13 protein-coding genes and 1 pseudogene are annotated in these 21,033 nt (G+C 65.9%); 5 read left to right on the forward strand and 9 right to left on the reverse strand.

From position 1 onward, the window contains the following. Positions 1–2 precede the first annotated feature (2 nt). Positions 3–2,852: an HD domain-containing phosphohydrolase gene (locus F3J45_RS11900; protein ID WP_167062214.1), complete on the reverse strand. Its 2,850-nt coding sequence runs from the start codon at positions 2,850–2,852 to the stop codon at positions 3–5. Positions 2,853–3,299: 447 nt separating this feature from the next. Here F3J45_RS11900 and nhaA point away from each other — a divergent pair, with 447 nt between their 5' ends. From nhaA to mrdA, 4 genes are all read left to right on the forward strand, one after another. After that, a complete protein-coding gene (gene nhaA, locus F3J45_RS11905) occupies positions 3,300–4,658 on the forward strand; it encodes a Na+/H+ antiporter NhaA (protein ID WP_167062217.1) in 1,359 nt (452 codons plus the stop codon). 123 nt (positions 4,659–4,781) lie between these two features. Beyond that, entirely contained in the window at positions 4,782–6,161 is a 1,380-nt protein-coding gene (locus F3J45_RS11910) for an 8-oxoguanine deaminase (RefSeq protein ID WP_167062220.1), read from the forward strand. A gap of 147 nt (positions 6,162–6,308) precedes the next feature. Continuing rightward, positions 6,309–7,820, forward strand: coding sequence for a nucleobase:cation symporter-2 family protein (locus F3J45_RS11915; protein ID WP_167062223.1), 1,512 nt, complete (start codon positions 6,309–6,311; stop codon positions 7,818–7,820). A gap of 263 nt (positions 7,821–8,083) precedes the next feature. Further along, positions 8,084–9,976: a penicillin-binding protein 2 gene (gene mrdA / locus F3J45_RS11920; protein ID WP_167062226.1), complete on the forward strand. Its 1,893-nt coding sequence runs from the start codon at positions 8,084–8,086 to the stop codon at positions 9,974–9,976. Here the strand turns inward: mrdA and F3J45_RS11925 are convergent. From F3J45_RS11925 to F3J45_RS11950, 6 genes and pseudogenes are all read right to left on the reverse strand, one after another. Then, positions 9,954–11,348, reverse strand: a complete 1,395-nt coding sequence (locus tag F3J45_RS11925) for an amino acid permease (RefSeq protein WP_167062542.1) — start codon at positions 11,346–11,348, stop codon at positions 9,954–9,956. The two genes, mrdA and F3J45_RS11925, sit on opposite strands and share 23 nt — an antisense overlap. A gap of 184 nt (positions 11,349–11,532) precedes the next feature. Then, the gene (locus F3J45_RS11930; protein WP_167062229.1) at positions 11,533–12,249 is read right to left on the reverse strand and encodes an ABC transporter ATP-binding protein; all 717 of its coding nucleotides are present in this window, start codon (positions 12,247–12,249) and stop codon (positions 11,533–11,535) included. Beyond that, positions 12,246–13,019 carry an ABC transporter ATP-binding protein gene (locus F3J45_RS11935; RefSeq protein WP_167062231.1) on the reverse strand — a complete coding sequence of 258 codons (774 nt, stop codon included), beginning with the start codon at positions 13,017–13,019 and terminating at the stop codon, positions 12,246–12,248. Before F3J45_RS11935 ends, F3J45_RS11930 begins: the two co-directional genes overlap by 4 nt. Positions 13,020–13,153: 134 nt before the next feature. After that, positions 13,154–14,185, reverse strand: a pseudogene (locus F3J45_RS11940) (ABC transporter ATP-binding protein); the annotation flags it as partial. Between the two features lie 88 nt (positions 14,186–14,273). Next, entirely contained in the window at positions 14,274–15,164 is an 891-nt protein-coding gene (locus F3J45_RS11945; protein ID WP_370526369.1) for a branched-chain amino acid ABC transporter permease, read from the reverse strand. A gap of 178 nt (positions 15,165–15,342) precedes the next feature. Next, complete coding sequence (locus F3J45_RS11950) at positions 15,343–16,491, reverse strand: branched-chain amino acid ABC transporter substrate-binding protein (RefSeq protein ID WP_205299612.1); 1,149 nt, start codon at positions 16,489–16,491, stop codon at positions 15,343–15,345. A 333-nt stretch (positions 16,492–16,824) separates the two neighbouring features. Here F3J45_RS11950 and F3J45_RS11955 point away from each other — a divergent pair, with 333 nt between their 5' ends. Beyond that, positions 16,825–17,550 carry a FadR/GntR family transcriptional regulator gene (locus F3J45_RS11955; protein ID WP_167062240.1) on the forward strand — a complete coding sequence of 242 codons (726 nt, stop codon included), beginning with the start codon at positions 16,825–16,827 and terminating at the stop codon, positions 17,548–17,550. Positions 17,551–17,821: 271 nt separating this feature from the next. Here the strand turns inward: F3J45_RS11955 and F3J45_RS11960 are convergent, their stop codons facing one another. Then, a complete protein-coding gene (locus F3J45_RS11960) occupies positions 17,822–19,270 on the reverse strand; it encodes an NAD-dependent succinate-semialdehyde dehydrogenase (protein WP_167062243.1) in 1,449 nt (482 codons plus the stop codon). Positions 19,271–19,333: 63 nt separating this feature from the next. Further along, positions 19,334–21,019: a thiamine pyrophosphate-binding protein gene (locus F3J45_RS11965; protein ID WP_167062246.1), complete on the reverse strand. Its 1,686-nt coding sequence runs from the start codon at positions 21,017–21,019 to the stop codon at positions 19,334–19,336. Positions 21,020–21,033: the final 14 nt, after the last annotated feature.

The following is a 21,033-nucleotide window of genomic DNA, read 5'->3' on the forward strand; positions in this document are numbered from 1 at the left end:
GGCTAGAGCTGCGCCAGCCAGTACGGCACGTCCACGGCGTCGATCTGCTCGGGGCGCAGGAAGCGTTCGGCGTATTCGCGGTACACACCACTGCCAAGAAACAGCTTGAGCAACTGCCCGTCGACATGCTGGTCACGGGCCATGAACACCAGAATCTTCACCGACTCGGACAAGGTCTTGGCCGGTTTGTACGGGCGGTCGGCCGCCGTCAGCGCTTCGAAGATATCGGCAATCGCCATCACCCGCTCGGCAACGCTCAGCTCGCCCATGCGCAGGCGCCGTGGGTAGCCGCTGCCGTCCATCTTCTCGTGGTGGTTGCTGGCGATGTCCGGCACCCGCCGCAGTTGCCGCGGGAAGGGCAGCGCGGTGAGCATCATCAGGGTCTGCACGATGTGTTCGTTGATCTTGAAACGTTCTTCGTCGTTCAGCGTGCCACGGCGAATCGCCAGGTTGTACAACTCGCCATGGTTGCTGGCATGGGCCGGCAGGCGCATGTCGAAGCCCCAGACATTGCGCGGGTCGTCCTTGGCCACCGGTGGCTTGCGTGGCCCCCAGGGCACGCGGTGCTCCGGGCGGTCGGCCAGCAGCGGCTCGGCCACCGGCAAGGGCGACGCCGGCACATCGGCAAAACGCTGCGCTTCATCGCGGGAAATGCCCAGGCGGTTGTCGAAATGGCGCTGCCAGCGGCGCTCGCCGATGCGCTGCAAGCGGTCGATGTCGGCCTGCTCCATGAATTCGCCGCCGATATTGGCCTTGGCGACGAAGGCGAACTCTTCCTGCAATTGCGCGCGGGCCTGCGCCAGCACCTGTTGCAATGCGCCGGGCTGCCCGCCCTGGGCCAGGCCTTGCCAATAGGCAAGCTCGGCATCGCGCCAAAGCACTTCGAAGCGCATGCGGATTTCGTGAATGCGGTTGTACAGGGTTTCCAGCTTGGTCGCCTTGTCCACCACGTATTCGGGGCTGGTGATCTTGCCGCAGTCGTGCAGCCAGGCGGCGATGCGAAACTCGTAGCGTTCGGCCTCGCTCATGCTGAAGCCGGCAAACGGCCCGCTGTCGGCCTGCACGGCTTTGTCCAGCAGCATCTGCGCCAGTTGCGGCACACGTTCGCAGTGGCCGCCGGTGTAGGGGCTCTTGGCATCGATGGCGTCGGCCAGCAGCTTGATCATGCCGTCCAGCAAGCGTTGCTGAGCCTCGACCAACTGACGGGTTTCAATGGCCACGGCGGCTGCGCCGGACAACTCTTCGACAAAGCGCCGGAACGGCCCACTCACCTCACTGGCCGCCGCCTCGCCGCCCAACTGCAACACAAGAATGCCAAGCCGTTGCTGGCTACGGTCATCCAGCACCACCGCAAGGCTGCGCCCGCGCAACTCCAAGGCCTGGGTGACAGTCGCGGCCAGGTCGCCGAGGTCGCTTTCAGGTACCGCCAGCGCGGCGGGATAGCCATCGCCCCGGCAGGCGGCCGCCAGGCGCAGTTGCTGTTGCTCGGTGTCGTACAGGTACACGGCGCCGCCACTGACGCCCGCAGCGTCCACCAGGTGCTTGAGCACGCCGTCGAGCATGCGCTCCAGCTGGGTTTCACGGCTGAGCGTCAGGGTGATCGCCTGAAAGCTGCGAATCGTGCCGGACATGCGCCTGAGCACGCGGCTGAGCTCGCGCACTTCGCTCACCCGCGACGCCACCCCGACTTCACGGCTGAAGTCGAAGTCGGCAAGGCCGCGCACCTGCTCGGCCAGCTGGTGCAGCGGGCGGCCGATACGCCGCCCGATCAGCCCGCCGAGCAACAGCAGCACGGCCATCAGCGCTGCCGTCCACAGCAGTTGCTCGAACAGCACCTTGCGCGCCCCCGCCAGCAGCTCGTGGGCCGGTACCGCCATCAGCACCTGCAATTGCTGGCCGGCCAGGGTCGTCAGCGGCACGCGCATGCCGTACCAGGCCTGGCCGCCCACCTGGTACAGCGCCGGGCGAGTGCTTTGCGGCTGCTCGGCGTAGATCCGCTGCAGGCTGGGGATGCCCAGCTCGGTGACATTTGAAAGCCGAACATGGCTGCCCTCATGCACGATCACCCGCTGCAGGTCGGGGTAGGCCACCACACTGCCCTGGTCATCGACCACGGCGATTTCGGTGCCGGCGGTCATGCGCAGGTCGCGGGTTTCGCTGGCCAGGTCGTCGACCGAGACGTCCATGCCGATCACCGCGACGCCGTCGGTGCTGCGCTGGGCCATGGTCAGGCCGATCTCGCGGGTGGTGAAGAACACATAGGGACGGGTCAGCACCGTGCCGGTGCGCTGCACGGCGTCGACGAACCAGGGGCGCTGGCGCGGGTCGTAGTGGTAGTCCGGCATGGCCTTGGCCAGCAGCAGCGTCAGCGCGCTGTCGTAGAAACGCCACTCGCCCAGCATCGCCCCGCCCTCGCCCAGGCTCATGGTTTGCACCAGAAAGCGCGTGCCTGCCGGGGCGGCGAAGCGCTGCAGCAGCTCGGGGTCGACCAGCCGGCGCACCAGCAGGAACTCGCCATTGGGGTAGCCGACGTAGGCGGCGCTGAGCATCTTGTTGGCGTCGAGGTTCTCGACCAGTTGCGGCAGCTGCGCCAGGCGCTGGGCCAGGGTGCCAGCGGCAGGGTTGAAGGCCAGCAGGCGAATGCTGCTCTGCGCCGGGTCCACCAGCCGCCGGGCGCGTTCATCGATGGTTTTACCAACCTGCTGGGCAGCATCCCCGGCGGCGGCCACCAGGGTCTGGCTGATGCCGCGGTAGCCTTGCCAGGCCAGGCCCGCGCCGAGCAGCAGCATGCCGAGCATGATGGCCAGGGCCACCATCCACTGCAGGGAAATGCCCCGGCCAGGCGTGTTCATGGCTGCCCGCCCCCTGAACGCGCGCGGCACCCCCTGCTCGCCCACAGGCGACCTGCCGACCCGGCAGCACGACCCAGCAACACGCAGACCATCCGCGGCATTCCTTATGTGGCGATTTCAACAGTGTAATCAGCCGAGATGAATGTGCTGGGCGAAAGGCGTTCGCTGGCAGCGAGGCATGCTCGATAGTGGCACGGCGATATTGCAAATTTCAATGCTGAGGGAGACGCGGTGGATGGCACCGCTTCGCCGGTGTTCGCGGGGCAAGCCCGCTCCTACAGGGGATTGCTGTGCGCAATCCCGGCAAAAACCTGCCTGAATGGCCATTCGCCCTTGGCCTCCCGGCGCTTGCCCGCTAAAATCCTTCCCGGGTGCTAGCTGCAACGTGCAGTGAGGCAGGTTAAAGAACAACGCTGGTCGGGCCGCCATGCGGGAGCCTTTGCGCCTATGCAAAAGACCAAGTTGACGCGTGCCCAGCGTCTGGCCCAGCGTGCCTTCGCCCATTTCGAGCGTTTCCTGCACATCGAAGCCGTCAGCGGCATTGTGCTGCTGATTACCGCCATCGCGGCGTTGATCTGGGCGAACTCACCCGCCGCTGCCAGCTACGACGCCCTGTGGCATACCCCGATCGGCTTTACCCTCGGCTCGCTGAGCTATTCGCAGTCCCTGCACTTCTGGATCAACGATGGCCTGATGACCATCTTCTTCCTGGTGGTGGGCATGGAAATTCGCCGGGAAATCCACGAGGGCGCCCTGGCCAGCCTGCGCCAGGCCACCTTGCCCATGGCTGCGGCGGTTGGCGGCGTGGCCGTGCCGGCGCTGATCTACTTGGCGTTCGGCCATGCACCGGCCGAACAACAGGGCTGGGCCGTGCCCACTGCCACCGACATCGCCTTTGCCGTGGGCGTGCTCGCGCTGCTCGGCAAGTCGATTCCCTCCAACATCCGTGTGTTCCTGCTGGCCCTGGCGATCATCGACGACATCATCGCGGTGCTAATCATCGCCATCTTCTATTCCGGCGGCCTCGACTACAGCGGCTTCGGCGTGGCGGCCGTCGGCCTGCTGCTGGTGATCGCGCTGCAGAAAATTGGCATCGGCTCGGCCTGGGCCTATGTGATTCCCGGCGCCATCACCTGGGTTGGCATGCTGATGACCGGTGCCCACCCGACCCTGGCCGGCGTGGTGCTTGGCCTGATGACGCCTGTGGTCGCCATGCCGTTGGGCGAGCGCCCGGTGGATGCGATTTCGCGCTTCACCCATGACCTGCTCGGCCGCGCCAAGGCACCGGCAGCAGACACCGGCGAATTGATCGACCCCCTCAAGCGCCTGCGCCTGGCCCAGCGCGAGCTGGTGGCACCGGTAACCCGCGTGGGCGGCGCCCTGCACCCGTGGGTGGCCTACGCGATCATGCCGCTGTTCGCCCTGGCCAACGCCGGGGTGGGGCTGTCGGGCATCGACCTGTCGGCCGAAGGGCCGCACTGGGTGATGACCGCGGTGGCCGTGGCCCTGGTGGCGGGCAAGCCGCTGGGCATCATCGGCGTCAGCTGGCTGATGGTGCGGCTGGGCTGGTGCAGCCTGCCGGCGCAGGTCGACTGGCGCGGCATCACCCTGATCGGCCTGCTGGCCGGCATCGGCTTCACCATGTCGATCTTCATCGCCAACCTGGCCTACAGCGACCCTGGCGCGCTGGGCGCGGCCAAGCTTGGGGTGCTGTCGGGTTCGGTGATCGCTGCCGTGCTCGGCCTGGCCTGGGGCGTGCTGGCGATGCGCAAGGCCAACGCCAAAGCCCCGCTGCAAGCGGGCTGAACCGATTCGGGGCCTGCGGGCCCCGGTCATTTTCTTGTATACAAAAATTTCAAACTTTGCTTACATGCCCTGGGCGCCTACGACACCGGCCAACGTCGCTGCGTATTGCGCCAGGCTCAAGCCATGCAAGCTCCTCGTCAACACTCCCCCAAGACCTTACTGGTCAAGAACGCCGCACTGTTGGTCACCATGGACGGCGAACGCCGCGAAATCAAAGGCGGCGGCCTGTACATCGAAGACAACCTGATCAAGCAGGTCGGCCCCAGCGACAGCCTTCCCCAGCACGCCGACGTGGTGCTGGACATGCGCGGCAAGGTGGTGATCCCCGGCCTGGTCAACACCCACCATCACATGTACCAGAGCCTCACCCGCGTGGTGCCGGCGGCCCAGGACGGTGAGCTGTTCAACTGGCTGACCAACCTGTACCCGATCTGGGCGCGGCTGACCCCGGAAATGATCGCGGTGTCGACCCAGACGGCCATGGCCGAGCTGATCCTGTCCGGTTGCACCACCTCCAGCGACCACCTGTACATCTACCCCAACGGCTGCAAGCTCGACGACAGCATCCATGCCGCCAACGAGATCGGCATGCGCTTCCACGCCGCGCGCGGCAGCATGAGCGTGGGCCGCAGCCAGGGCGGCCTGCCGCCGGACGCGGTGGTGGAGAAGGAAAGCGACATCCTCAAGGAGTCCCAGCGCCTGATCGAGGACTACCACGACGCCAGCCACGGCTCGATGCTGCGGGTGGTGGTGGCGCCCTGCTCGCCGTTCTCGGTCAGCCGCGACCTGATGCGCGAAGCCGCAGTGCTGGCGCGCCAGTACGGCGTGTCGCTGCACACCCACCTGGCGGAAAACGTCAACGACATCGCCTACAGCCGCGAAAAGTTCGGCATGACCCCTGCCGAATACGCCGAAGACCTCGGCTGGGTTGGCCACGATGTGTGGCACGCCCACTGCGTGCAGCTCGACCAGCACGGCATCGAGTTGTTCGCCCGCACCGGCACGGGCGTTGCCCACTGCCCGTGCTCGAACATGCGCCTGGCCTCGGGCATCGCCCCCGTTCGCAAGATGCGCGATCACGGTGTGCCGGTGGGCTTGGGCGTCGATGGCTCGGCCTCCAACGATGGTGCCAGCATGATCGGCGAGGTGCGCCAGGCCCTGCTGCTGCAGCGCGTGGGCTTCGGCCCGGACGCGATGACCGCCCGCGAAGCACTGGAGATCGCCACCCTGGGCGGCGCCAAGGTGCTCAACCGCAACGACATCGGCGCCCTGGCCCCGGGCATGGTCGCCGACTTCGTCGCCTTCGACCTGGGCCATGTGGCCTACGCCGGCGCCCTGCATGACCCGCTGGCGGCCCTGGTGTTCTGCACCCCCACCCACGTCGACACCAGCGTCATCAATGGCCGGGTGGTGGTGCAGGATGGCCGAATCACCACCGTCGACCTGCCACGGGTGCTGGAACGCCACAACCAATTGGCCCTGCAACTGGTCAGCGGCGAATAACCTGAACCCCCCAGGCCGCCGCGCTCGCAGGAGCGCGGCGCGCCCGGCTGCGACCGTGCAACACCCTTGCTGGCACCCTGCTTCACCCGAATGCGACTGAAACCGTGCAGTTAGACGCGTGACAATAACAAAAGCGAGCTACTCACCATGACCTCTCCCGCTACACCTCGCCCGGAAGACGAGAACCTCGGCCTTGGCGCCAACTTCGCCTATGGCCTGCAACATGTACTGACCATGTACGGCGGCATGATCGCCGTGCCGCTGATCATCGGCCAGGCCGCTGGCCTTTCTTCCACCGATGTCGGCATGCTGATCGCCGCCTCGCTGTTCGCCGGCGGCCTGGCCACCTTGCTGCAAACCCTCGGCGTGCCGTTCTTTGGCTGCAGGCTGCCGCTGGTGCAGGGGGTGTCGTTCGCAAGCGTGGCGACCATGGTCGCAATCATTGGCAACGACGGCACCAACGGCCTGCAGGTGGTCCTTGGCGCGGTGATCGCCTCGTCGTTGATCGGCCTGCTGATTACCCCGCTGTTCTCGCGCATCATCCAGTTCTTCCCGCCCCTGGTCACCGGTATCGTCATCACCACCATTGGCCTGACCCTGATGCCGGTGGCGGCGCGCTGGGCCATGGGTGGCAACAGCCAGGCCGCAGACTTCGGCAGCACGGCCAATATCAGCCTGGCGGCGTTCACCCTGGCCTGCGTGCTGTTGTTGAGCAAGCTGGGCAACGCGAGCATTTCGCGCCTGTCGATTCTGCTGGCCATGGTCATCGGCACCGGGGTGGCCATGGCGTTCGGCATGGCCGACTTTTCCCAGGCGCTGAACGGCCCCTCGGTGGCGCTGCCCGAGGTGCTGCACTTCACCCCGGAATTTCAGCTGGCGGCGATTTTGTCGATGCTGATCGTAATCATGGTGACCATGGTCGAAACCTCGGCAGACATCCTGGCCGTGGGCGAGATCATCGGCACCGACGTCGACGCCCGGCGCCTGGGCAACGGCCTGCGCGCCGACATGATCTCCAGCGCCCTGGCGCCACTGTTCGGCTCGTTCACCCAAAGCGCCTTCGCGCAGAACGTCGGGCTGGTGGCCGTGACTGGGGTGAAGAGCCGCTACGTGGTGGCCAGCGCCGGCCTGATCCTGGTCACCCTCGGCCTGTTGCCGGTGATGGGCCGGCTGGTGGCTGCCGTGCCCACCGCGGTACTCGGCGGCGCCGGCGTGGTGCTGTTCGGCACCGTGGCGGCCAGCGGCATCCGTACCCTGGCCCAGGTGGACTACCGCAACAACATGAACCTGATCATCGTTGCCACCTCCATCGGTTTCGGCATGATCCCGATTGCAGCGCCAGGGTTCTACCACCACTTCCCAAGCTGGTTCGAAACCATCTTCCATTCCGGCATCAGCTCGTCGGCGATCATGGCCATCGTGCTGAACCTGTTGTTCAACCACCTGCGCGCCGGCAACTCCGACCAGCAGTCGGTGTTCGTCGCCGCCAGCGAGCGCACCCTGCGCTACCGCGATGTGGCCTGGCTGAACGAGGGCGACTTCTTCCGCGATGGCAAGTTGTTCGATTGCGAGGGCAAGGAGGTGCCGATCGTCGAGGCCGATGAGGCGCACGGGCATGGCCCGGCGCCGGCCAGGAAACAGGCCGAGCCTGCGCACTGACGCTACATGAACAAATCTTCATGTTGGGCCTTAACGCCCTGATGGTGGGGTGGGTGCGCGGTTTCGGGGTGTGCCTGGAGGGGCGCTTGCCTTGAGGCGCGGGGCGGGGTTGCGTAGCATCGCCGGCCCCGGGGCCGCTGGGCGGCCCATTCGCGGGGCAAGCCCGCTCCTACAGGTGATTGCGTTTCCCTGTAGGAGCGGGCTTGCCCCGCGAACGAGGGCGAAGCCCTCGCCCGCCGACTCCGCTACTGTACAGAGCCCCCATGCCGCAACCAATCCCCCTCAAGGACCACGAAAAGGAAAAACACCTGGTCAACCGCCGGCTGCTGGCCTGCGCCGCCCTGGTGTTCAGCCTGTGCGCCGTCCTGGTGGGCCGGCTCTACGTGTTGCAGGTGCTGCAGCACGACCAGCAGAGCGCGGTGTCGGAAAACAACCGCGTGCACATCCTGCCGATCGCCCCCGAACGCGGGCTGATCTACGACCGCAACGGCGTGGTGCTGGCCGACAACAAACCCAGCTTCGACCTGACCATGACCCGCGAGCGCGCCGGTGACTCGGCCAAGGTGCTCGACACCCTGGCGCAAATCCTCAGCCTGGGCGAAGACGACCGCAAACAGTTCGACAAGGACCTGCGCCGTGGCCGCAAGCCGTTCGAGCCAGTGACCTTGATGGTCGGCCTGAGCGAGGAGCAAATCGCCCTGATCGCGGTCAACCAGTTCCGCCTGCCGGGCCTGGACGTAGAGCCGCAGTTCATCCGCGAATACCCCCTGGCCGAACATTTCGCCCATTCGGTGGGCTATGTCGGGCGTATCAACGAAAAAGAAGCCAAGACCCTCGACAGCACCGAGTACCGCGGTACCCAGTCGATTGGCAAAACCGGCATCGAGCACTTCTACGAGGCCCAGTTGCACGGCCACGTGGGCTACGAGGAAGTGGAAACCAACGCCCAGGGCCGGGTGATGCGCGTGCTCAACCACAAAGACCCGATCCCCGGCAAAGACATCATCCTCAGCCTTGATTCGCACCTGCAGGTGGCCGCGGAAAAAGCCCTGGGTGACCGCCGCGGCGCGGTGGTGGTACTGGACCCTGCCAACGGCGACGTGCTGGCCATGGTCAGCAACCCAAGCTTCGACCCCAACCTGTTCGTCAAGGGCATCAGCTTCAAGCAGTACGCGGCCCTGCGCGACTCGATCGACCGGCCGCTGTTCAACCGTGTGCTGCGCGGCCTGTACGCGCCTGGCTCGACGGTGAAACCGGAAGTGGCCATCGCCGGCCTGGACAGCGGCGTGATCACCCCCGGCAGCCGGGTGTTCGACCCCGGCTACTACGAGCTACCCAACTACGACCACAAGTACCGTAACTGGAACCACAGCGGTGACGGCTGGGTGGACATGTACACCGCCATCATGCGCTCCAACGACACCTACTTCTACGACCTGGCGCACAAGCTGGGCATCGACCGCCTGCACGACTACATGAGCGAGTTCGGCCTGGGCCAGAAGGTGTCCCTGGACATGTTCGAGGAAGCCCCCGGGCTGATGCCGTCACAGGCGTGGAAGCGCGCCACCCGGCGCCAGGCCTGGTTCCCTGGGGAAACGCTGATTCTCGGCATCGGCCAGGGCTACATGCAGGTGACCCCGCTGCAGCTGGCCCAGGCCACCAGCCTGCTGGCCAGCAAGGGCGTGTGGCATCGCCCGCACCTGGCGATGACCGTGGGCGGCGAAACACCGGTCGACCCCAACCCCATGCCCGACATCGTGCTGCACGACCGCCACGCCTGGGACCAGGTCAATGTCGGCATGCAGATGGTCATGCACGACCCGCGCGGCATCGCCCGCGCCGCAGCCGCCGGCGCCCAGTACCGCATCGCCGGCAAGAGCGGCACGGCGCAGGTGGTGGCGATCAAGCAGGGTGAGCGCTACAACCGCAACAAAACCCTCGAACGCCACCGCGACAACGCCCTGTTCGTCGGCTTCGCCCCCGCCGACCACCCCAGCGTGGTGGTGGCGGTGATGATCGAGAACGGCGAGGCCGGTGGCCGGGTGGCAGGGCCGGTGGTGCGTGAGGTGATGGATGCCTACCTGCTCGACGAGCAGGGGCACCTCAAGCCGCAGTACGCAGGCACCGCGCAGGTCAAGCCTGCTCCGCATGGCTAGGGCTGTGCAACAGCCCCAGCCGGCGCCGGGTCACGCACACCAGCAGGATGAAACTGGTCACCCCGGCCGTCATCAGCGCCTCGTAGCGGTAGGCTTCGTTGACCAGCATGTAGCCCAGCACCAGCAAGATGGCGGCGATCACCGCCCAGGTCAGCCAGGGGAACAGCCACATCTTGAAGGCAAGCTCGGTGCCTTCGCGCTCGGCGCGGGCGCGCATGCGTAGCTGGGAAACGGCGATCACCAGGTACACCAGCAGCGCGATCGAGCCGGTGGTCGACAGCAGGAAGCTGAACACCTTGCCTGGGAACACGTAGTTGACCAGGCACCCGGCAAAGCCTGCCAGGGTCGACAGCAGCACCGCCGCCACCGGCACGCCGCTGGCCGACACGCGCCGGGTAAGCGGCAAGGCCTCGCCACGTGCGCCCAGGGAATAGAGCATGCGCGAGGCGGTGTACAGGCCGGAGTTCATGCAGCTGGTAACGGCCACCAGTACCACCAGGTCCACCACCAGCTTGGCGCCCGGCACGTTGAGCAGTTCCAGCACGCGCTGGAACGAGCCGACCGTTTTCAGCGCCGGGTCGTTCCAGGGCACCAGCGCCACCACCAGGAACACCGACAGCAGGTAGAAGATCGCGATGCGGTACACCACCAGGTTGGTGGCGCGGCGGATTTTCTCCTTGGGGTTGGCCGTCTCGCCGGCGGCGATGGTCACCACCTCCGCGCCGAAGAAGCAGAAGATGGTAATCAGCACGCCGCCCAGCACCGCGCCCCAACCGTTGGGCACGAACCCGCCATTGGCCCACAGCTGGCTGACGCCGGAAACCTCCGCCAGCGGCCAGAAGCCCAGCACCGCCATGCCGCCCACGACGATGAAGGCGGCAATGGCCAGCACCTTCACCAGCGCGAACCAGAATTCGAACTCGCCAAAGTTCTTCACGCTCACCAGGTTGCTGCAGGCCAGCACCGCCATGATGAGGAACGCGAACAGCCAGGACGGTATCGCCGGGAACCAGGCATGCAGGATATCGGCACCGGCAATGGCCTCGACCGGAATGATCAGCACCCAGAACCACCAATACAGCCAGCCGATGGTGAACCCGGCCCAAGGCCCGATGGCCTCGCCGGCGTAGGTGGAAAAGGAGCCGCTGTTGGGGTTGGCCACCGCCATTTCGCCGAGCATGCGCATCACCAGCAGCACCAGCAGGCCGGTCAGGGCGTAGGAAATGAGAATGGCGGGCCCGGCTGAGGCAATCGCCTTGGACGAGCCGATGAACAGCCCGGCGCCGATGATGCCGGCGATGGAGATCATGGACACCTGGCGCGAGGTCAGGCCGTGGTGCAGTGCAGCAGGTTGGTTCGATTGCAGCGACATCGTTGAGCCTTCGAGGGACTTGGCCGGGACCGCGCCGGCTTTTTCGCGGGGCAAGCCCGCTCCTACAAGGGGACCGCGTAATCTGTAGGAGCGGGCTTGCCCCGCGAAGAGGCCAGCAAACCCTGAACAAGTCTTCTTGTCATTGTCTTGAGCAAAAGCCCCCGGCCACTGACCGGGGCATGGTTCATTCGCCGAGGTAGGCTTTCTTCACCTGGTCATCGTCCAGCAAGGTCTTGGCGCAGCCTTCCAGGCTGATGCGCCCACCATCGATCACATAGGCGCGGTCGCAGGTCTGCAGGGCCAGGCGGGCGTTCTGCTCCACCAGCAGCAGGGTGACACCGCCCTTGACCACCTCGCGGATGGTTTCGAAAATCTTCTGCACGATGATCGGCGCCAGGCCCATGGACGGCTCGTCGAGCAGCAGCAACTTGGGCCGCCCCATCAGCGCGCGGGAAATGGCCAGCATCTGCTGCTCGCCGCCCGACATCGTTCCGGCCAACTGGTAGGCGCGCTCCTTCAGGCGCGGGAAGGTGGCGTACATGCGCTCGATGTCGGCCAGGATCGCCTCCTTGCCATCGCGCCGGGAAAACGCGCCCATTTCCAGGTTTTCGTGCACCGTCAGCTTGGGAAAGATGCCCCGCCCTTCCGGCACCAGGGCCAGGCCTGCACGGATCAGGTCATGGCCCTTGATCGCCGCATGGGCCTTGCCGTCGAAGGTGATCTGCCCGGCACTGGGCTTGAGCAGCCCGGCGAGGGTCTTGAGGGTGGTGGTCTTGCCCGCGCCGTTGGCGCCGATCAACGCCACCATCTCGCCCTCGCCCACTTTCAGGTCGATGCCCTTGATCGCCTGGATGGCGCCATAGGCCACCTTGAGGTCGTTCACTTCCAGTATCTGCTTCATGCCACTGCCTCCGCGCCCAGATAGGCCTCGATCACCCGTGGGTCCTGGCGCACATCGGCCGGCAGGCCGTCGGCGATCTTGCGCCCGTATTCCAGCACCGTGACGTGGTCGCACAGCCCCATCACCAGCTTTACGTCGTGCTCGATCAACAGCACGGTCTTGCCGTCTGCCTGCATCTTGCACATCAGCCGGCGCAGGCCCTCAGTTTCCGAGGCATTCATGCCGGCGGCCGGCTCGTCCAGGGCAATCAGCTGCGGTTCGGTGGCCAGCGCGCGGGCGATTTCCAGGCGGCGCTGGTCGCCGTAGGACAGGTTCTTGGCCAGCTCCCCGGCCAACGGGGCGATGCCCACGTAGTTCAGCCAGTGGCGCGCGGCCTCACGGATTTCCCGTTCCTCACGCACACAGGCCGGCGTGCGCAGGATGGCGCCGAACACACCGCTGCGGGTGCGCACGTGGCGGCCGATCATCACGTTCTCCAGGGCGGTCATGTTGTGGAACAGGCGGATGTTCTGGAAGGTGCGGGAAATGCCGGCCTCCACCACCTTGTGCGGCTTGCTGATGCGCAGCGGCTTGCCGTCGAACACCACTTTGCCCTGCTCGGCCTGGTACAGCCCGGTGAGCACGTTGAACAAGGTGGTCTTGCCGGCGCCGTTGGGGCCCAGCAGGCCTCGGATTTCGCCACGGCGGATGCTCAGGTCGATGCCATGCAGGGCCTGCAAGCCGCCGAAGAACTTGCTTACCTGGTGCAGTTCAAGCAGTACGTCGCTCATGCCTTGTCCGCCTGTTTGATCGGAAGTTCGAAGGAGCCCTCGCTGGCCGGGGCCTGCACGCTGGTGCTGAGCGCTGCCGGCAGCGGCTGCGGTTCGGCCTCGGCGTCGTGCAACTCGGCGCGGCGGCGGTCGGACGGCCACAGCCCTTCAGGGCGAAAGCGCATCACCAGAATCAGGGCGAAACCAAACACCAGCATGCGCAGGGTCGAGGCATCCAGCACGTTGCGCAGGATGTCGCGGTCGATGAAGGTGACATGCTCCATGACCCATGGCTGAATCCAGTTGACCAGGTCGCGGAACAACTCAGGCATCACCGACAGGATCAACGCCCCCAGCACCACGCCACGGATCGAACCCATGCCGCCGAGTACCACCATGGCCAGCACCATGATCGACTCCATCAAGGTGAACGACTCGGGGCTGACGAACCCCTGGTAGCTGGCGAACAGCACCCCGCTCACGCCACCAAAGGTGGCGCCCATGGCAAAGGCCAGCAGCTTGAGGTTGCGCTTGTTCAGGCCCATGGCCTCGGCGGCCACTTCGTCTTCGCGCAGGGCCATCCAGGCGCGGCCGATACGCGAGACTTCAAGGCGCTTGGACAGCACGATGCAGAGGATGACGATGGCCAGGAAGAACAGGTAGTAGCTGATGACCGGCGACACCTGCAGGCCGAACAGGCTCCAGCCCTGCTGCAGCGACACCACCGGTGTTGCGCCCGCGCCGGGGGCGTGGGACCAGGCGCCAAAGTCGACGTGCAGCGGGGCGATGTTGCTGATGCCCTGGGGGCCGTTGGTGAGGTTCACCGGCTGGTCCAGGTTGTTCATGAAGATGCGGATGATCTCGCCGAAGCCCAGGGTGACGATGGCCAGGTAGTCGCCCCGCAGCTTGAGCACCGGCGCGCCGATCAGCACCCCGCAAATGGCCGCCGCCACCGCCGCCACGGGGATGATCACCCACACGGGCCAGTCAAGCACGTTGTCCAGCAGGCCGGCCAGTTGCAGGTGTGGCGAGGCCAGCAGTGCATACAGGTAGGCGCCGATGGCGTAGAAGCCGATGTAGCCCATGTCCAGCAGCCCGGCGTAGCCGATGACGATGTTCAACCCCAGCGCCAGCAGCACGTAGAGCATGGCAAAGCCAAGGATGCGCACCCAGGTCGGGCCGAGCATGGGAATGGCCTCGACCAGAAACGGCAAGGCGATGAAGCCGAGGATCAACAGCAGGTACTGAGTCTTGAGGTTTTTCATCACTGCCTCCTCAGGCCCGGTCGGCCTGGCGTTCGCCAAGCAGGCCGTTTGGCCGCAGCAACAGCACCAGAATCAGCACGGCGAAGGCGAAGATGTCCTGGTAGTTGGCGCCCAGGAAGCCCCCGGTGAGCTGCCCGGTGTAGCCCGCCGCCAGCGACTCGATCAGCCCCAGCAGCAGGCCGCCGGCCATGGCCCCGAACAGGTTGCCGATGCCGCCGAGCACGGCGGCGGAGAACGCCTTGAGGCCCAGCAGCAGGCCCATGTAGGCGTCGGCCTGGCCGTAGTTGATGGCGCGCATCACCCCGGCGATGACGCCCAGGCTGGCGCCGATCAGGAAGGTGGCGCTGATCACCCGGTTGATGTTGATGCCCATCAGCCCGGCCACTTCCTGGTTTTGCGCGGTGGCGCGCATGGCCTTGCCCAGGCGGGTCTTGTCCACCAGCAGCCAGAGGCCGAACATGATCACCACGGCAATCAGCATGATCGCCACCTGGACATTGGTCAGGGTGGCGCCGAACACCTCCACCGGCTGCACCTCGACCACCTCGGGGAAGGTTTTGTAACCGCGCCCCCAGATCATCATCGCCAGGTTCTGCAGGGCGATGGAGATGCCGATGGCCAGGATCAGCGGGGTTAGCCGCGGCGCCTTGCGCAGGGGCCGATAGGCGTATTTTTCCATGCCCTGGGCCAGCAGCATGCATACCACCGCCGCCGCCATGATGGCCAACAGCAAGGTGAGCACGCCCGGGGCGAAGCCTGCGCCGGCGAGCATCGTGAGTACCGAGATGGTCACCATCGCGCCAACCATCACCACCTCGCCATGGGCGAAGTTGATCAGGCCGATGATGCCGTAGACCATGGTGTAGCCCAGGGCTACCAGGGCATAGATACTGCCCAGCACCAGGCCGTTGAGGACCTGTTGCAACAAGATATCGAAGTTACCGTCCACGCGCTGAATCCTCGAAACTGCGTTGTCGTCGGCGCGCGGCGGCACAGCGCCGCACGCCGACAGGCCTGGCAGGTGGGAAAAGTCTTCTTGTTATGTGGCAGGCTTGTGCCCGCTTGTTATGGGGTGAAACTCAGTCGCGCTCGACCGACAGGGTTTTCCAGCCGCCGCCTTCGAACTGGAACACGGTCGCGGCCGGGTTCTTCAGGTTGCCCTTGTCGTCGAAGGCGATGGTGCCGGTGACGCCGTCATAGCTCTGCTGCTTGAGCACTGGCAGGTAGACCTTGGGGTCGTCGGAGCCGGCCTTGACCATGGCGTTGATCGCCGCCCAGGTGGCGTCGTAGGCGGCCGGCGACGACTGCACCACGCCCACGCCGAACTTGTCCTTGAGCTTCTGCTCGAAGGCCGCGCCCTTGGGCATGTCCAGCAGTGGCGTGCCGTAGTTCCAGGCGTACACGCCTTCGGCAGCGCTGCCGGCCATTTGCTTGAACGAGTCGTTGGGCAGGTTGCCGATGTTCATGAAGCGCGCCTTCAGGCCCAGGTTCTTCATCTGCTTGGCCATGGGCGCGGCCTGGTAGTCGAGGGCGGCGAAGAACACGGCGTCGGCCTTTTGCGCCTTGGCGGTGGTGAGGATGGCGTTGAAGTCGGTGGACTTGTCGTTGGTGTACTCGCGCACCACCACATTGCCGCCGGCAGCCTTGACGGCCTTGGTCACCTCGTCGGCCAGGCCCTGGCCGTAGGCGGTACGGTCATCGAAGATGGCGATGCGCTGGGCCTTGAGTTGGTTGACCAGGTAGTTGCCGGCGTAGCGGCCCAGGGTGGCGTCGTCGTTGACGGTGCGGAACACCGAGTCGATGCCCTGGCGGGTCAGGGTGGGGTTGGTGGCCGAGGGCGAAATCTGCGGAATGCCGGCGGCGGCGTAGATTTTCGATGCGGGAATGCTGGTACCGGAGTTGTAATGGCCGATCACCACGGCCACTTTCGAGTCTACCAGGCGCTGCGCCACGGCGGTGCCGGTGCGTGGGTCGGCGACGTCGTCCTCGGACACCAGCTTGAACTCGGCCACTTTGTCGCCGATCTTCAGTTGCTGCTGGTTGGCCTCCTCCACGGCGATCTGGATGCCATGCTCGACGTCCTGTCCTTGGTGCGCCGAGGGCCCGGTGAGCGGGCCGGCGAAGCCGATCCGCACCACTTCACTGTCTGCTGCGTACGCCGTCCCCATGGCCATCAGCAAGGTTACCGCGGTGGCGAGGGCTGTACGCCCCCCGTTGTTCTTATACATGCTCAGCTCCCAGTCGTAATTGGACGAACCTCGAAACACTGTGCTTACCGCTTGCGAATTGGCACGAACGCCGTCGCACTTGTAAGATAACAGTCAGCAGGCAACTGTCAATGGGTGTATGCTGGGGGAGTCGGTAAATAAATTTTTCCGAAGGCCGACGAAATCCTCGCCAGCAAAAGGGGTCGTCCTACCACCTGGTAAGATGTTTGATAACATATGCCGACAACATCACCGCTGGTTGGCTACGGATCCCGCCGCATGGGCTTTCGGGCTGCGCGCAACCTGCCGGAGAACAACCGTGATGAGCCAATCAGTTTCAGGAGCAACACCTCTATGAATGCGTCGTTAGGCACGCGCCGCGCCAATCTGGCGGAAACCGTGATCCAGGAGCTGTCCGGCCGGATCGACAACGGCACTTACGGCCCGGGCGACAAGCTGCCGTCCGAGCAGGAGCTGTGCAAGGAATTCAATGTCAGCCGCCCGGTGATCCGTGAGGCGGTGGCTTCGCTGCGCCTGGGCGGGCGCCTGATCGCGCGCCAGGGCGTGGGCGTGTTCGTGGTCGAACAGGACGTCAAGCGCATTGGCTTTGCCATCGACAGCGTGGTGGACGATGTGCGCGCCGCTGCGCAGATTCTTGAGCTGCGCCTGGGGATCGAGGCCGAATCGGTGGCCCGCGCTGCCGAGCGCCGCAGCCCGGCAAGCATGGCGGCGATCACCGAAGCGTTCGACCGCTTCAACTCGCTGGACGGTGCCAGTCAGGAAGAAGAGGCGCGCGCCGACTTCGAGTTCCACCTGGCCATTGCCCGCGCCACCAACAACCCGCACTTCACCCAGCTGCTCGAAGCGCTGGGGCCGGACATTATCCTCGACCTGAACCTCAAGCATGGGCAGGTGACGGGCAAGAACCGCCAGGCGCATATCAAGAAGATTGGGCGCGAGCATGGGGCGATCCTGTCGGCGATCAGCATGGGCGATGTGAGCAGTGCGCGCACGGCGTTGCGCAAGCATTTGGAAGAGAGCTTGTCGCGGTACCAGCGGTTGCTTGATGCCAAGGGGTGAGCGGTAGCCTGTGCCGGCCCTTTCGCGGGGCAAGCCCGCTCCTACAGGTGCGGCGCAATGCCTGGGGTGGGCAATTGCCTGGGCCGGCTCTATCGCGGGCAAGCCCGCTCCCACAGGTACGGCGCAATGCCTGGGGTGGGCGATTGCCTGGGCCGGCCCTATCGCGGGCAAGCCCGCTCCTACAGGTACGGCACAGGCCTGAAACGGTGTGCGATCCCTGTGGGAGCGGGCTTGCCCGCGAAAGGCCCAGCATCAATGGCTCAGGGAAACCTCAGAGGCCAAGGCACACGTACTTGATCTCCAGGTAATCCTCGATCCCGTAGCGCGACCCTTCGCGCCCTAGCCCGGACGCCTTCACCCCGCCAAACGGCGCCACTTCGGTGGCCACCACGCCCACGTTGACCCCGACCATGCCGTATTCCAGCGCCTCGGACACCCGCCAGATACGCCCGACATCCCGCGCATACAGGTAACAGGCCAGGCCGAACTCGGTGTCATTGGCCTGGGCAATCACCTCCTCTTCGCTGCTGAACCGGAAGATCGGCGCCACCGGCCCGAAAATCTCCTCCCGCGCCACGCGCATGTCCGCCGTTACATCGGCCAGCAAGGTCGGCTCGAAGAACGCCTCACCCAGCGCATGCCGGCGCCCACCGGCCACCACCCGCGCCCCAGCCTCCACCGCCTCGCCCACCAGGCGCTCGACGCCACCGGCGGCGCGCCCGTCGATCATCGGGCCAACCTGGGTGCCCGGTGCATCGCCCTGCCCCACCACCAGCTCACGCACCCGCTCGGCAAAGCGCGCCACGAAACGCTCATAGATGCCATCCTGGATATAGAAGCGGTTGGCACACACGCAGGTTTGCCCGCTGTTGCGGAACTTGGCGATCAGCGCACCTTCCACGGCCTTTTCCAGGTCGGCATCGTCGAACACGATAAAGGGCGCATTGCCGCCCAGCTCCATGGTCACCTTCTTCACCGTCGCCGCCGACTGCTGCAGCAACTGGATGCCGATGGGGGTGGAGCCGGTGAACGACAACTTGCGTACCACGGGGCTTGCGGTCAGCTCGCCGCCGATGGCCGCCGAGTCACCGGTGACCACGCTCAGCACCCCGGCCGGGATGCCTGCCCGCTCGGCCAGCACGCACAGGGCCAGCGCACTGAACGGCGTTTGCGAGGCCGGCTTGAGTACCAGCGTACAGCCAGCAGCCAGGGCCGGCGCGGCCTTGCGGGTGATCATCGCCGCCGGGAAGTTCCACGGGGTGATCGCCGCACACACGCCAATCGGCTCCTTGGTGACGATCAGCCGGCGGTCGGCGCTGGGCGAAGGGATCACATCGCCATAGATGCGCTTGCCTTCCTCGGCATAGAACTCCACATAGGCGGCGGCAAAGGCGATTTCGCCACGGGACTCGGCCAGCGGCTTGCCCTGCTCGGCGGTCATGATGCGCGCCAGGTCTTCCTGGTGGGCCAGGATCTCGCGGAACCAGGCCTGCAGCCGTGCGGCGCGTTCCTTGGCGGTCAGCGCACGCCAGGCTGGCAGCGCCCGCTCGGCGGCGGCAATGGCACGCCGGGTTTCCTCGGCGCCCATGCGCGGCACATGGCCGAGCACCGCGCCGGTGGCCGGGTTGGTCACGGCAATGCGCTGGCCGCTGTCGGCCGCCAGCCATTTTCCATCGATGTAGCAAACTTCACGCAGCAGATCGTGATCGGCAAGGTTCATGTCGATTGGCTCGTTCGAAGAAGGAAAAAAGGTGGGGCCGGACCGCGCCCCACCTGAGGCGAATCAGCGCTTGGCCTGCAGGGCCTTGTCGCGGATCTGGCTGAGGGTCATGCGCGGGGTCAGGGCTTCAGGGTCCACCTGGATCTCGATCAGCGCAGGCTTGCTCGCGGCCTGGCAGCGCTCGAAGGCGGCCGCGAAGTCTTCGGTGCGGGTCACGGTTTCGCCATGCAGGCCGTAGGCACGGGCCAGTGCGGCGAAGTCCGGGTTGTGCAGTTCGGTGCCCGAGACACGGCCTGGGTAACTGCGCTCCTGGTGCATGCGGATGGTGCCGTACATGCCGTTGTTGACCACGATGGTGATCAGCCGGGCATCGTAGTGCACCGCCGTGGCCAACTCCTGGCCATTCATCAGGAAGCAACCGTCACCGGCAAAGGCCACCACGGTGCGCTGCGGGTAGGTGAGCTTGGCGGCCACCGCCGCCGGCACGCCATAGCCCATCGAGCCATTGGTCGGGCCCAGCAGTGTGCGGAACACCTGGTGCTGGTAGCCGCGGTGCACCCAACCGGTGTAGTTGCCGGCGCCGCAGGTAAGGATGCTGTCGGCCGGCAGCTGCTTGTTCAGCCAGGCGATCACTTCGCTCATCTGCACATCGCCCGGCGAACGCGGGGTTTCGAAGTTGCCGCGGTAGCCGCTGTTGAGCTTGGCCACCCAGTCTTCGAAGGCCTGCGGGCGCACCGGGCCAAGGATATTGGCCTGGCGCAGGAAGCTGCCGGGGCCGGCATTGATGCCCAGGGTCGGCTGGTAGACGCGGCCGATCTCCTCGGCACTGGCATGCACGTGCACCAGGGCTTGCTTGGGTGTCGGGATGTCGACCAGGGCATAGCCACCGGTGGTCATCTCGCCCAGCCGCGCGCCAATCACGATCAACAAATCGGACTGCTGCACGGCCTCCACCAGCACCGGCCCGGCGGCCAGGCCCAGGTCGCCGGCATAGTGCGGGTCGGTGTTGTCGAACAGGTCCTGGCAGCGGAACGACGCCGCCAGCGGCAGGTTCTGGGTGTGCACGAAGGTTTTCAGGCTGGCCACGGCTTCGGCGGTCCAGCCGCCACCGCCGGCCACCACCAACGGGCGCTCGGCCTTGGCCAGCAATTGCTGCAGCTCGCCCAGGGCTTCAGGAGCCGGGGCGGCTTCCACGCGTTTGGCCGGGCGGGCATCGGCCACCTGCACCAGGTCGGTCAGCATGTCTTCGGGCAGGGCGATCACCACCGGGCCCGGGCGGCCGCTGATGGCGCGCTGGAAGGCCTGGTTGACCAGCTCGGGAATGCGCGCGGCGTCGTCGATCTGTACCACCCACTTGGCCATCTGGCCGAACATGCGCCGGTAGTCCACTTCCTGGAAGGCTTCGCGCTCGATCTGGTCGCGGGCCACCTGGCCGATGAACAGCAGCATCGGCGTGGAGTCCTGGAAGGCGGTGTGTACACCCACCGAGGCATTGGTGGCACCCGGGCCTCGGGTGACGAAGCAGATGCCCGGCTTGCCGGTCAGCTTGCCGTAGGCCTCGGCCATGTAGGCCGCCCCGCCCTCCTGGCGGCAGACGATCAGGTCGATTTCATCCTGCACGTCATGCAGCGCGTCGAGTACCGCCAGGTAGCTTTCGCCCGGCACGCAGAAGGCGCGTTCGACCCCATTCACCCGCAGTGCGTCGACCAGCACCTGGCCACCGCTGCGTTTCTCTTGCGAATTGCTCATTGTTGTTCTCCTTC

The sequence above is a fragment of the Pantoea sp. Ap-967 genome, assembly GCF_011752565.1.
GTDB lineage: Bacteria > Pseudomonadota > Gammaproteobacteria > Pseudomonadales > Pseudomonadaceae > Aquipseudomonas.

Excerpts from the sequence above, each read along its gene's own strand:
- F3J45_RS11950 (WP_205299612.1), bottom strand. The coding sequence starts at position 16,491 with ATGTATAAGAACAACGGGGGGCGTACAGCCCTCGCCACCGCGGTAACC.
- F3J45_RS11915 (WP_167062223.1), top strand. The coding sequence starts at position 6,309 with ATGACCTCTCCCGCTACACCTCGCCCGGAAGACGAGAACCTCGGCCTT.
- nhaA (WP_167062217.1), top strand. The coding sequence starts at position 3,300 with ATGCAAAAGACCAAGTTGACGCGTGCCCAGCGTCTGGCCCAGCGTGCC.
- F3J45_RS11930 (WP_167062229.1), bottom strand. The coding sequence starts at position 12,249 with ATGAAGCAGATACTGGAAGTGAACGACCTCAAGGTGGCCTATGGCGCC.
- F3J45_RS11925 (WP_167062542.1), bottom strand. The coding sequence starts at position 11,348 with ATGTCGCTGCAATCGAACCAACCTGCTGCACTGCACCACGGCCTGACC.
- F3J45_RS11960 (WP_167062243.1), bottom strand. The coding sequence starts at position 19,270 with ATGAACCTTGCCGATCACGATCTGCTGCGTGAAGTTTGCTACATCGAT.
- F3J45_RS11965 (WP_167062246.1), bottom strand. The coding sequence starts at position 21,019 with ATGAGCAATTCGCAAGAGAAACGCAGCGGTGGCCAGGTGCTGGTCGAC.
- F3J45_RS11900 (WP_167062214.1), bottom strand. The coding sequence starts at position 2,852 with ATGAACACGCCTGGCCGGGGCATTTCCCTGCAGTGGATGGTGGCCCTG.
- F3J45_RS11955 (WP_167062240.1), top strand. The coding sequence starts at position 16,825 with ATGAATGCGTCGTTAGGCACGCGCCGCGCCAATCTGGCGGAAACCGTG.
- F3J45_RS11935 (WP_167062231.1), bottom strand. The coding sequence starts at position 13,019 with ATGAGCGACGTACTGCTTGAACTGCACCAGGTAAGCAAGTTCTTCGGC.
- mrdA (WP_167062226.1), top strand. The coding sequence starts at position 8,084 with ATGCCGCAACCAATCCCCCTCAAGGACCACGAAAAGGAAAAACACCTG.
- F3J45_RS11910 (WP_167062220.1), top strand. The coding sequence starts at position 4,782 with ATGCAAGCTCCTCGTCAACACTCCCCCAAGACCTTACTGGTCAAGAAC.